This window comes from Rheinheimera sp., from assembly GCF_036568245.1.
Lineage (GTDB): Bacteria > Pseudomonadota > Gammaproteobacteria > Enterobacterales > Alteromonadaceae > Alishewanella.
Genome location: NZ_DATCSY010000013.1, coordinates 1 through 11,270, shown reverse-complemented (window position 1 = coordinate 11,270; position 11,270 = coordinate 1). Strand labels below are relative to the sequence as shown.

Below are 11,270 nucleotides of genomic sequence, written 5' to 3'. Positions count from 1 at the left end.
ACTGATGTCTACCGCCACCACCATTTTCGGCCTGGCGCCGCTGGTGCTTATTCCGGGCGAAGGTACCGAGCTGTATCGTGGTGTCGGTATTATCGTATTGTGTGGGCTGCTGTTTTCTACCCTGATCAGCCTGACCTTTTTACCGGCGCTGCTGGTCAGTGTACTGGGGCTCAGGGCAAAGCTTAGTCAGAGAAAAAAGCAAACTTAATCACCTGCGCCAGTATCAGCAAGGCCACCAGTGGCAGAATATAGCGGCTTAATTTAGCGGTTTGTTCGCTGTCGCGGCTGCCGTATTTTTCGGTCAGCGTGACAACGATAAACAGCGCGGCAAACAGCAGCGCCAGTATCGTAATCAGGGTAGTCATTATGGACTCCGTTTAGGCTATGGCTGCAGCTTAAACGGTTTTCACTTTAGTTTCAAAATGGCGCGGGCACAGCTTCGCAGTATTGTGGCTGCATGCTATGCTGCGCGCAGTATTTTCTGCAAAAAGGGCAACAGTATGATTTTGGCGGTGGTAGCGTTAATTGCCGGTCTGGCACTTTTGGTCTGGAGTGCAGACCGCTTTGTCGATGGTGCAGCGGCGACCGCACGGTACGCCGGAATGCCACCGTTATTAATTGGTATGCTGATCGTCGGTTTTGGCACCTCCGCCCCGGAGATGGTGGTGTCAGCCATGGCCGCCAGCGATGGTAACCCGGCACTGGCGCTGGGTAATGCCTATGGTTCTAACATTACCAATATAGCGCTGATCCTGGGCCTGGTGGCACTGCTAAGCCCTATTGCTGTGCATTCACAGGTACTGAAAAAAGAGCTGCCGATTTTAATGCTGGTAACCGTATTTGCCGGCTGGCAGATGTTTGACCATCAGCTTAGCAGCCTGGATGCCTGGTGTTTACTGGGCGTGTTCTTTGTACTGATGGCCTGGTCGGTGTATCAGGGCATGAAAAGCCCGCAGGATGCGCTTGCTACAGAAATGAATGAAGAGCTGACGCAAAGCAGCATGACCTTAAAACAAGCCATTATCTGGCTGCTGGTGGGCCTGGTGCTGTTGATCGTGGCATCGCGTATGCTGGTATACGGCGCGGTGTTTATCGCCCAAAGCCTGGGCGTCAGCGATCTGGTAATTGGTTTAACGGTAGTGGCAATCGGTACTTCGTTGCCGGAACTGGCCTCGTCACTGATTGCGATTAAAAAGGGCGAGCACGATATCGCGCTCGGTAACGTGATTGGCTCTAACCTGTTCAATACGTTGGCGGTAGTGGGTATAGCGGCAGCGATAGAACCTATGGCGGTCGATGCCGTCGTGTTAACGCGCGATTGGACACTGATGGCCGTATTGACAGCGGCACTGTTTGTTATGGGCTACGGCTACAAAAAACAGGGCCGTATTAACCGGCTGGAAGGAGCAGTGTTGCTGGCGGTGTTTATTGGCTATACCGGCTATTTAATCAGCACTGTTGTGGCGTAAGCCACAACCATGGCCGGGCCGCGCCAGGACCTCGACACCGGTTACTACCTGCAGCACTTTAACGAGTTGCTGCAGTTTGTAGGCACTCACTACGTGCAGTGTTTAACCAAAGGCGAGCAGCAGTTTCTGCACGATTTTGCCGCGCTGCGCGAGCCGGCACAGCAGCTGTTTGTACGTATGCTTAACCGCAAAGGCACAGTGTTTGCCGATACCGAGCTTAACTACAACGAGATTGGCCCGCCCGGGCCTGTGCTGGATGAACTGACTGCCGCTGGCTTTATCAGTGCGCTGACAGCACAGCACCTTAACGACTTCTGGCTACGCTTAACCAAAGACACCTTATGGCAGTTACTGCAGCTGGCTGAAACGCAAACCGGCGCAGCAAGCGGTGCGAAAAAAAGCCATGCCAAGCCACAACTGCTGCGCGTAGCGCTGAAGCTGGAGGTAGACTGGCTTTCGCTTATCAGTCAGCTGCCGCAGCGTTATGTAGCATTACAACGCCAGCCCACACTTAACTACCTGTATTTTCTTTATTTTGGCCGTATAGAGCCGAATTTATCATTGTTTACGCTGCGCGATTTGGGCATCCGCCAAAGTGGCCAGTTTAAACAGCAGTTTAAACCGCGCTTTACCGGCTTAGCCCAGGCCCGGCTGGCCTATGCGTTAGCCTGTGCCAAACAGCAACTGGCCGAGCTGGCAAAACAGCTGAAAAACCAGCCGGAAGATGCCGCCATGTTACTGCAACCCTGGCTGGAACAGGTGCAGCAATGGCCGCTAAGTGATGATAATGCGCTGGCGCTAAAGCGCAGCGAACGCTGCTACAGCCTGGGTAAACTGGCCGAGCAATACCTGCTGGACGATCTGGCTATCGCCTTTTATCAGCACAGTAATGGCTTTCCGGCCAGTGAGCGCTTAGTGCGATTGTATTTCAGTAGCGGGCAAACGGACAAGTGCCAGCAGTATTTACAGCAATTGCTGGATGACCCCAGCTGCGATGAAGAATGGCTGTTTGCCGATGACTTTTATCAGCGTAAATTTGCTGCAAACGGCCAGCGCCGTTCAGCACTAACCGAGCTTTTGCGCAGTGCACCACAGGTTGGCATAGACGAACTTTACTTAGGCAAAGCCGAGCAGGGCCTGATGGCGCATTATGCGGCAAAGGGCTACAGCGTGTTTCATGGTGAAAACAAACTCTGGCTGGCGCTGTTTGGCCTGTGGTTCTGGCATGAATTGTTTGAACATGAACACAGCGCCCTGCATAACCCGTTTGAGCGCCGGCCGCGTAACCTCAGTGCCGGTGGCTTTTATCAGCAGTTTGCCACCGAGATAGAACAAAAGCTAAGCCAACTGGCCGAGCCAGGCGCGGCTACCGCGCTGCTAAGCGCCTTAACTGCGCACTATGGCAAGGCCAACAGCCTGTTTTACTGGCACAGCGATTTGGCAGAGCAGCTATTGCCGCTATTGCAATATGCGTCGGTGGCGAATGGCCAAAGTGCATTAGCACCCATACTGCGCGCCATGGCGCAGGATTTCCCCCGCCACAGCAGCGGTTACCCGGATTTACTGCTGATAAAAGATGAAACGCTTGAATTTATTGAAGTCAAAGCGCCGGGCGATAAAATTCAGCGCCATCAGTTAGCACGGTTGCAGGCACTGAAGCAGGCCGGTTTCAACGCCCGTATTGAAAAACTGCAGTGGATAGTCGACCCAAACCGCGTTTATGTAGTGCTGGACGTTGAAACCACCGGCGGCAAAGCCGGTACCGATCGCATCACCGAAATAGGCGCATTAAAAGTGCAAGCCGGTGAAGTGCTCAATACTTTTAGCACGCTTATAAATCCGCAGCGGCATATCCCCTCTTTTATCAGCCGCTTAACCGGTATCAGCAATAGCATGGTCGCCGATGCGCCAACCTTTGCTGAAATTGCAGAAAAACTGAGTGAGTTTTTACAAGGCGCGGTATTTGTCGCGCATAACGCCAAGTTTGATTACGGCTTTATCCGCAGTGAATTCGCCCGCTGCGAACTGCCGTTTGATATGCTGCAACTATGTACGGTAGTAAATATGCGCCGCTATTATCCGGGCTTAAAATCCTACAGCCTGGGTAACCTGTGCCAGCAGTTTGAGATACCACTCACGAACCACCACCGCGCCCTGGCAGATGCGACAGCAACGGTGGAGTTGCTTAAAATGATTAATGCCAAACGGTGTGCGGTGGATAGTAACTAAATTGGTTAAGCTTTTTCAGCTTTGTCCTCAGCTGCGTAGTTAAGCATTAGCCGACTGAAAAAAGCGAAATACACCAAGCCAACTATTGCTACAAAGAGCTTCTCACTGCTGTCAGTATTAGTACTCTGGTAAAGATTCACGCCCTCGTAAGCTACCGCTACAAGTGCAGTTACCAGTAGTAAATACCAGAATTTGCCAAAGCCAATAATTTTGCGCCATCCGTAACCATAACTGGCTATTGCAGTGAGGACAGCAAAAGCCAACATAAACAGCCAACCGACCATCTCACTGCTGTCCATTGCGACTGGCTGTTGTGTTGCTTGGATCAGGCTGAACACACCAAGCAGCAAGTAGATAACGGTAAGTACAAAAAATAGCTTCCAGCCGGTGCGGTTTGTCATGATTTGTCCTTAGTGCCAGTGGCCGAAAGGGATGTCGTCAGGATTCGCTGGTAGATCTTTCCATCCGTCTGGAGAATGCAGATATTTCTTAGCAAAATTAACGCTTTTTGCCCCAGATGCCGGTAAACCAGCCAATATTGCCAGCAAGCCTCTGGCTTCAGCAGAGTTACGGCCTTTAATCGTCATGATGAATTCAAGAGAGGGCATTAGGTTTGTATAAACTTTATTGGCTTTTCTCTTGTCGGTAAATATGCCGAACATTGCACTGAAGGGTTCGAGTAACTTTGACATGGTTTATCATTCCTTGAGTTGTTAAAGTTAAATAAATGTATCATTTGTTTATTTTTGGCTCAATAGGAATGGCAAGCTTAAATTGTTGGGACTTCCGAATTACTCATGAGTTGATACAGCCTTGGCAACCTGTGCCAGCAGTTTGAGATACCGCTAACCAACCACCACCGCGCCCTGACAGATGCCACAGCAACAGTGGAGTTGCTTAAAATGATTAATGCGAAGCGTTGCTCGCCACAACTTGCCAATAATGCCATTAAGGTATAATTTATATACCTATGTACCGATTCGAATTTGATGACAAGAAAAGCCTGGCTAACCTGGAGAAACATGGCATCGACTTTGTCGATGCACAGCAGCTTTGGGCTGATCCTGACTTAATTGAGATTGACGCCAGATCGACAGATGAGCCACGTTCATTAGTAATTGGTGTCATTGAAGGTAAAATCTGGTCGGCAGTTATTACTTACCGGAGTGAGATTATCAGAATTATCTCAGTCAGGCGGTCGCGTAAAGCGGAGATTGAAATTTATGAAAGCTAAAATGTTCGACAAAAAATTTGACGATGATGCCGTTGATATTATCGACGATCTTGACCTGTCGACAATAAAACGCCCAAATCAAACCCAACGCCGCGTTAATGTCGATTTCCCTGAATGGATGATTGAGTCACTCGATAAAGAAGCAAGCCGGGTAGGTGTTACCCGCCAATCTATCATCAAAGTGTGGCTGGCAGAACGACTGGAAGAAATTGCGGCTAGTAAGGCATTACAGCGGACAAATCGCTGATTGTGTTAACCACCGCAATGCTTTAGCGGACGCCACAGCCACGGTGGAGTTGTTAAAGATAATTAGTACGAAACGGATGGCTTAAAAACTGTCAAGTTGGATAAAAAGCCGCAATCGACACCCGCTTAAATTATCAGCATAATCAGCGGCCTACGATAAATTGGGTCAGATCTAAATTATGGTGAGTCATTAGGTTTAATTTCTTTCTGATCCTAATAATTTTTCAAGGGGGCGGTAATCTTGAATCCAAATAAAGTAATACGCGAGAAGGTAACCAAGCTGACTGACCGGCCAAATATTGGTAAGGCCAGTGCTGCTGATTTGGTATTGCTAGGTATTGATAAGCCTGCTGACTTGCTGGGGCAAGACCCGTACGATATGTATTACCGGTTATGCGATATTACTGGCCAACGGCATGACCCTTGTGTCATCGATGTATTTATTTCGATAACCCGCTTTATCAATGGTGACGACCCCAAACCGTGGTGGCACTACACGGCACAGCGTAAACGTGCGCAAAGTGCACAGTGATGAGCAAAAGGCAGGGATAGTTTTCTACTAGCCCTGCATAGCTGTTAAGGCATTAAATCATTTTACCGGCGTTTCTCTTACCGGCACTCTGACATTACACACTTCAATATAACCTGCCGGGTGTTGGTACCAGTCGCCGCCACGGTTGCGCTGTGCTTCTACAGCACCTTTAAAAGTTGCTGTGTCGGTGCGCAGTACTTGCAGTGCGGTGCGCTTTTCTGGCGGCAGATCTGCAGCGAGGGTGATGTCTTTAATATAAGTGTATTGGTCGGCGGAGGTGTAAAATCCCATATCGCCCTGGCCTCTGGGCAGGGTTGATAATAACTCCATGCCCTGGCGCACAGTACCAACCAGCGTAATATTACGGTCCAGATGGCGTGGTGCATGGCCTGTCACCACGTACATAGAAGTGCCGGAGCCGCTGTCTGCTTCGTTGTCGCGGCCGATGCCGACGGCGCCGTAGCAGTGGGTTAACCAGCCGCTATTGTCACTGGGGTCCATTGCCATGGCAAAGCCGTTAACATGGCCGGTTTTTGGCGCATAGCCATCAAAGTCAGCTAAAGCGGTGAAGGCAAAGTTAGCTGGCAGCTTAACGGTAAATTCTGCCGCTATACTGCGTTTAGCCTGCTTTAACGGTTTTGGTGTAGCACCGTCGGGTTCATTCCACTGCACGACGTAGTTATCCTGCACCCGCACTACAGGTATGTTCTGATAAAAGCCTTCGCGCACCAGCGCTTTAATATTACTGATGTGTTTAGGTGCAAAATCGCCGGCCAATTCGATAATCACCCTGCCCGCAGGCAGCTCCAGATATAAGGTGTTTTCGGCATCAAGCTTGCGCCAATCGCTGGCGCTGCTTTGTGCCAGCCAGTCAGATACCGTTACTTTTGGCGCTGCTGTGTTGCTGGCGAATGCACTGCTACTGGCCAGTATAGCGGCGGCCAGTAAAGAAAGGAGCGGCTGTTTATTCAGCATCGGCTTGTTCCTGTTAGTATTTTTTAAATAAGCTAACAGACAACTTCCGCAGCCGCTACTGCGGTATGGTGGTAGTACACCGCATAACTACGCTGGCGACTTCTAATGCACATGGTTTGTATCAGAAGTTTGGCTTTACCGCGTTAAGCAAGCCCGATAGCTTTATGGAGATTTATAAGCCCGACATCTATAGTCAGTCAGGCTAAAGAGTCACTCAGGTTAAAGGGAGAACTACCATGCACACTATGCTGCGAATTTGCTGTTTATTACTGCTGTGTTTAACGGATGTTTATGCCTCTGAAACACTGACGCTGGTGCCCGGGCAGGCATCGCCCAAAGCGAATATTGGGTAGTTAAGCTGGCTGGCGGGGCACTGGCGTGGTGAGGCGCTGGGTGGCACTGTTGAAGAGCATTGGGCGCTGCCATCTGCAGGCAGCATGGTGGGCACGTTTAAACTCAGCAGCAATGGTAAAGTGAAGTTTTATGAGATTGAGATTATCCGCGAAGTGGACGACAGCTTAGTGCTGCAGCTAAAGCACTTTGGCCACGACTTAAAAGGCTGGGAAGAGAAAGACCAAGCCGTGGATTTTCCGCTGGTAAAAATCGAAGAAGATGCCGCCTATTTTGACGGCTTTACCGTTCGTAAAATCTCTGCTGATGAGATGCATATGTTTGTCGTATTTGAACGTGAACCGCAGCTAAAAGAAGCGGTGTTTAAATACTACAGGGTGACGTTATGACTCTTCATTAGCCCAGAGCCAACTCAGACCATCCTATCCGGTTAAACGGATGAAAAAATTCCAATTGCCCCAGCCTGAGTACCTTAAGATTTGAGGTGCAAAGAGTAAAGTGCAGTCATTTCATTCTATATTTAGTGTTTGTTCAGTAAGATAGCGGATAATGGGCTGATAACATTTGGTTGGGTTGCCAACTGGCTTAACAGCACGGGGTAAAGTAAGAGCTAATGGCACAAAGTAAGCGTGGTTTTATCGGCTGGATCTGGTCAGTGCTGTGGCGGCTGTCACTGGCAATACTGCTGCTTGTCTTGTTGCTGCTATTGTTGCTCCGGTTTGTTGCGCCGCCAACTTCCGCCTTTATGTTGCAAAGCCCGTATCCGGTCAGTCAGCGTTGGGTGGATATCAATACGCTGCCATCGCATGTGCCGCTGGCGTTGGTCGCCTCTGAGGATCAGCGCTTTCCGCAGCATTTTGGCGTTGATATGGCAGAAATTAAAAAAGCGTTGGAGCAGTTTGATGACGGCGACGGTTTGCGCGGCGCCAGTACTATCAGCCAGCAAACGGCAAAGAACCTGTTGCTGTGGCCCGGCCGCAGTATGTTACGCAAGGGGCTGGAAGCCACCCTGGCGCTGGGGCTTGAAGCTGTATGGGGTAAAAAGCGTATTTTAGAGGTGTATTTAAACATCGCCGAATTTGGCGCCGGCATCTACGGCGTCGAAGCGGCCAGCCAGCACTATTATGGCAAACCTGCCAGCAAGCTCAGCCGCAATGAAGCTGCGCGGCTGGCGGTATTGTTACCCAGCCCGCGTAAACGCGACCCACGCCGGTTAACACCGTACCTGCAACAACGCGTGAGCTGGGTTGAACAGCAAATGCGTCAGCTGGGCAATGGCTACCTGACGCCGGTTCTGCAATAGCGCATAGCCAAAAACATCAACGTTAATCTGCCGGGCTTGCTGAAACAGACTTAATCACTACACTTTTTATTTAAATAAAAGGATGCTAAATAGTGATTAAAAAGTTGATTTGCACTCTGCTTATCGGCTGTACTTTATGTTTTTACCATGGCTACGCGGCGGCAACTAAGCCCGACCTTTTGTTGGCAGAGGTATACCAAAACAGCGTTGATGTGCAGCAATACTGGGTTAGCGAAAAGCTGGATGGCGTACGTGCGTTCTGGGATGGCAAACAGCTTATTTCGCGTGGCGGCCAGCTTATCGCCGCACCGGCCTGGTTTGTTGCGCACTTTCCAACACAAAAATTAGACGGTGAGCTGTGGCTGGGCCGCAACGCCTTTGCTGAAACGTTAAGTGTTGTCAGTAAGGCCACGCCGGTTGATAGCGAATGGCAGCAATTAGGCTATTACATTTTTGAGCTACCGGATGCGCCGGGCAATTTTAGCGAGCGTATAACGCTGATGCAGCAGCTGGTGCAGCAGCACAATAGCCCTTATTTAAAGCTGGTGCCGCAGTTCAGGCTCGCTAGTAAGGAACAGCTGCAGGCAAAACTGCATGAATTGGAGCAAAGCGGTGCTGAGGGCTTAATGTTGCACCATCAGGACGCCGCTTATACTACCGGCAGAAGCAATGCCTTACTGAAACTGAAAACCTATCAGGATACCGAGGCCGAAGTCATTGGTTACCGTCCCGGCAAGGGTAAATATCAGGGTATGGTGGGCGCTTTGGTGGTAAAAATGCCGGACGGTAAAACCTTTGCCATCGGCAGTGGCCTTACCGATGCACTGCGCCAAACCCCGCCAGAAATTGGCAGTATTATTACCTATCGCTATAACGGTTATACCAAAACAGGTTTACCACGTTTTGCCCGCTTTCTGCGGCTACATCAACCTTTTTAACAGTGCTTCGTGGCCGCACAATAAGGGCGGTAAACCGGCACTTACGGCTGCCGTTTCAAGGTTAAGGTATGAATGTCTTTATCGGTTGCAAAAGTGCTGTACAGCAGCTGTTGCTGATTGATATCGGATATTTCGCTGGAAGGTAACGTCACAGAGGTAATTTTCTCTGTATTGCCGGTAACAAAGTTAAATAACCACACTTCAACTTCAGGCGTTTCTGACGAGGCTAACAGCAGATACAGGCCATTGGCTTTTGCAAAATGCTGCACTATTCGCTGCTTGTCAGCAGCGTTAAACAACACTGTGCCGCTGGCCGTTTGCAACTGGTTTTCCGGTATCTCATAGCGGCTGTCGTTGTGTATCAGTTGCGCCAGATCACTGGCCACTTCTGCTTGCTCCTCGTTCCGGCTTAACGAAAAACGGTACCAGCGAGTAGCGGGTTTTGCGCTTTGTTTGATTAGCAGCTCATCGTTGTTATCCAGCCATTGCGTGGGCAGGCCGATTATCTGATCAAAATGCTCTGTCTGCGTGGTGCTCAGGCTCACGATAACCAGGCGCTGGTTTCTGGCAAAGGCAAGTTTGCTATTGTCTGCTGACCATAAGGGTTGTGACAACGCCAGATGTTGCTGTGGATTGTCATACAGCAGCCGCTCTTCACCGGTAGCGATATTGAGCACAAAGATTTGACTATGGCCGTACTTGTTCGAGACATAAGCCAGTTGCCGGTTGTCGTGTGAAAAGCTACCCAGCCAGCTGTGTGCTGTACCACTGGTAAGTGCGATGGGTGACTGCGTATTTAATGGCTGACGGTAGATGTTACCACTGGCGGTGGCATGGGTATAACTGATTGCTTTACCGTCAGGCGCTAAAGTGGGGTAGTGCAAAAAGGCGTAGTTCTCAAACGGCAGCTTTTGCAGTTTTTGCTGCGCATCAAGGGTAAACAGCGATTTGCCATCACTGAGTAAATAGCCGGCGAATGACGGCTGGTAATCGATAAAGTACCAGTTGGCGTCCAGCGTAGCGATGTCGCTGATTTCGCCACTGCTGACAGACAGTTGTTTTAGCTGAGAGCGTTGCCGGGCGTCAAACCCCAGCAGCGTAATGGCTGCTTGTTCCGGCGACGGCGCTATACGATAAGGCGAGAACTGCTGGCTTGCCGTTAACAGCAGATCTATCTGACCACTGCTAAGATTGGCCCGGTAAAGCTTTTGCGTATTATGTTCCGCAGCTAAATAAAACACCGAAGTGCCATCGGTGTAAAACGGGCTGTTTATTCTGCTAGCAGAGACCGCCAGATGGTCCTTATAAGCCTGCAATTGGTAATCGGTTGACAGGGTTAAGCTAAAAAATTGCACCTTATTGTCAGTGTGCGCTGCCAGCAATAGCCGTGGTCTGGGATCTGCCTGTTCTGACGGCAGCCAGCTGAAAAAATCTACCCGATAGTCAGTTTTATACAGCAGGCGTTGCTGCTGACGGTCGGTTGACGTTAGCCACAATTCACTGCCGCCAGCTGTGTTATCGGACTGAGACAGGTAGACAACAGCGTTATTGTCCGGCGTAAAGCGGCTGAAAGTTTCTTGCCCGGCTGTCGCGGTAAGCGGTTGCAGTGACGTTACCTGCCAGGTCGGTGCCGGAGGAGAAACCAACCGCAACCAGACGACGCAAAAGGCCAGTACCAGTAATAACAGATAGCCGATACACTTGCGGCGAAAGCGCCGCCTGAGCAACAGAGCGCCAGGCTCAGCATGCTCACTGTAAAAAGCGGGCTGGCTGCTATCAAGGCTGGTTTCTACGGTTTGAATATTGCCCGCAGTTTCAGAGTCATGCCCCGTCGTTAAAGTGCTAAGCCTGGCATGTAAGGCGTAGCCGCGTTTGGGATAGGTTTTAAATATGGTTTTATTGTTATCAGCAAACACCGTGCGTAGCTGGTTTACTGCACGGCGCACCGATACCGGGCTGTAAACGGACCTTGGCCACACCAGGCTGAATAATT

Annotated in this window: 15 protein-coding genes; 10 read left to right on the top strand and 5 right to left on the bottom strand. The window is 50.2% G+C overall.

Translation table 11 applies throughout. The features are described from left to right. The coding region (locus VIN66_RS00565; protein WP_331922177.1) for an efflux RND transporter permease subunit at positions 1 to 208 on the top strand (208 nt) is incomplete at its 5' end. Here VIN66_RS00565 and VIN66_RS00560 read toward each other — a convergent pair. Then, positions 183 to 365, bottom strand: coding sequence for a hypothetical protein (locus VIN66_RS00560; protein ID WP_331922176.1), 183 nt, complete (start codon positions 363 to 365; stop codon positions 183 to 185). The genes VIN66_RS00565 and VIN66_RS00560 overlap by 26 nt on opposite strands. Before the next feature lie 135 nt (positions 366 to 500). Between VIN66_RS00560 and VIN66_RS00555 the strand changes: the two genes are divergently transcribed. Further along, entirely contained in the window at positions 501 to 1,469 is a 969-nt protein-coding gene (locus VIN66_RS00555; protein WP_331922175.1) for a calcium/sodium antiporter, read from the top strand. A gap of 9 nt (positions 1,470 to 1,478) precedes the next feature. Continuing rightward, complete coding sequence (locus VIN66_RS00550) at positions 1,479 to 3,698, top strand: exonuclease domain-containing protein (protein WP_331922174.1); 2,220 nt, start codon at positions 1,479 to 1,481, stop codon at positions 3,696 to 3,698. A 5-nt stretch (positions 3,699 to 3,703) separates the two neighbouring features. Here the strand turns inward: VIN66_RS00550 and VIN66_RS00545 are convergent, their stop codons facing one another. Further along, positions 3,704 to 4,099: a hypothetical protein gene (locus tag VIN66_RS00545; RefSeq protein WP_331922173.1), complete on the bottom strand. Its 396-nt coding sequence runs from the start codon at positions 4,097 to 4,099 to the stop codon at positions 3,704 to 3,706. Positions 4,100 to 4,108: 9 nt separating this feature from the next. Further along, positions 4,109 to 4,390, bottom strand: coding sequence for a hypothetical protein (locus VIN66_RS00540; RefSeq protein WP_331922172.1), 282 nt, complete (start codon positions 4,388 to 4,390; stop codon positions 4,109 to 4,111). Between the two features lie 278 nt (positions 4,391 to 4,668). Here VIN66_RS00540 and VIN66_RS00535 point away from each other — a divergent pair, with 278 nt between their 5' ends. From VIN66_RS00535 to VIN66_RS00525, 3 genes are all read left to right on the top strand, one after another. Next, on the top strand, positions 4,669 to 4,932 hold the full coding sequence (locus VIN66_RS00535; protein WP_331922171.1) for a BrnT family toxin: 264 nt from the start codon (positions 4,669 to 4,671) through the stop codon (positions 4,930 to 4,932). Continuing rightward, a complete protein-coding gene (gene brnA / locus VIN66_RS00530; protein WP_331922170.1) occupies positions 4,922 to 5,179 on the top strand; it encodes a type II toxin-antitoxin system BrnA family antitoxin in 258 nt (85 codons plus the stop codon). Before VIN66_RS00535 ends, brnA begins: the two co-directional genes overlap by 11 nt. Positions 5,180 to 5,419: 240 nt before the next feature. Beyond that, the gene (locus tag VIN66_RS00525) at positions 5,420 to 5,710 is read left to right on the top strand and encodes a helix-hairpin-helix domain-containing protein (RefSeq protein WP_331922169.1); all 291 of its coding nucleotides are present in this window, start codon (positions 5,420 to 5,422) and stop codon (positions 5,708 to 5,710) included. 57 nt (positions 5,711 to 5,767) lie between these two features. Here VIN66_RS00525 and VIN66_RS00520 read toward each other — a convergent pair whose 3' ends face one another. Further along, positions 5,768 to 6,685 (bottom strand): peptidylprolyl isomerase, encoded by a 918-nt coding sequence (locus VIN66_RS00520; protein WP_331922168.1) that lies wholly within the window; start codon positions 6,683 to 6,685, stop codon positions 5,768 to 5,770. A 65-nt stretch (positions 6,686 to 6,750) separates the two neighbouring features. On the opposite strand from VIN66_RS00520, the gene VIN66_RS00515 reads away from it, so the two are divergent. From VIN66_RS00515 to VIN66_RS00500, 4 genes are all read left to right on the top strand, one after another. Next, entirely contained in the window at positions 6,751 to 6,891 is a 141-nt protein-coding gene (locus VIN66_RS00515) for a hypothetical protein (RefSeq protein WP_331922167.1), read from the top strand. Positions 6,892 to 7,047: 156 nt separating this feature from the next. Next, positions 7,048 to 7,425, top strand: coding sequence for a DUF6265 family protein (locus tag VIN66_RS00510; RefSeq protein ID WP_331922178.1), 378 nt, complete (start codon positions 7,048 to 7,050; stop codon positions 7,423 to 7,425). A gap of 224 nt (positions 7,426 to 7,649) precedes the next feature. Continuing rightward, entirely contained in the window at positions 7,650 to 8,339 is a 690-nt protein-coding gene (gene mtgA, locus VIN66_RS00505; protein WP_331922166.1) for a monofunctional biosynthetic peptidoglycan transglycosylase, read from the top strand. A 92-nt stretch (positions 8,340 to 8,431) separates the two neighbouring features. Continuing rightward, entirely contained in the window at positions 8,432 to 9,277 is an 846-nt protein-coding gene (locus VIN66_RS00500; RefSeq protein ID WP_331922165.1) for a DNA ligase, read from the top strand. A gap of 41 nt (positions 9,278 to 9,318) precedes the next feature. On the opposite strand, the gene VIN66_RS00495 is transcribed toward VIN66_RS00500, so the two are convergent. Beyond that, positions 9,319 to 11,270: hypothetical protein (locus VIN66_RS00495; RefSeq protein WP_331922164.1), on the bottom strand; the 1,952-nt coding region annotated here is incomplete at its 5' end.

Bases quoted from the DNA above. Each gene is read 5' to 3' on its own strand.
- VIN66_RS00515 (WP_331922167.1), top strand. From the start codon at position 6,751: ATGGTGGTAGTACACCGCATAACTACGCTGGCGACTTCTAATGCACAT.
- VIN66_RS00550 (WP_331922174.1), top strand. From the start codon at position 1,479: ATGGCCGGGCCGCGCCAGGACCTCGACACCGGTTACTACCTGCAGCAC.
- VIN66_RS00560 (WP_331922176.1), bottom strand. From the start codon at position 365: ATGACTACCCTGATTACGATACTGGCGCTGCTGTTTGCCGCGCTGTTT.
- VIN66_RS00545 (WP_331922173.1), bottom strand. From the start codon at position 4,099: ATGACAAACCGCACCGGCTGGAAGCTATTTTTTGTACTTACCGTTATC.
- VIN66_RS00535 (WP_331922171.1), top strand. From the start codon at position 4,669: ATGTACCGATTCGAATTTGATGACAAGAAAAGCCTGGCTAACCTGGAG.
- VIN66_RS00540 (WP_331922172.1), bottom strand. From the start codon at position 4,390: ATGTCAAAGTTACTCGAACCCTTCAGTGCAATGTTCGGCATATTTACC.
- brnA (WP_331922170.1), top strand. From the start codon at position 4,922: ATGAAAGCTAAAATGTTCGACAAAAAATTTGACGATGATGCCGTTGAT.
- mtgA (WP_331922166.1), top strand. From the start codon at position 7,650: ATGGCACAAAGTAAGCGTGGTTTTATCGGCTGGATCTGGTCAGTGCTG.
- VIN66_RS00520 (WP_331922168.1), bottom strand. From the start codon at position 6,685: ATGCTGAATAAACAGCCGCTCCTTTCTTTACTGGCCGCCGCTATACTG.
- VIN66_RS00555 (WP_331922175.1), top strand. From the start codon at position 501: ATGATTTTGGCGGTGGTAGCGTTAATTGCCGGTCTGGCACTTTTGGTC.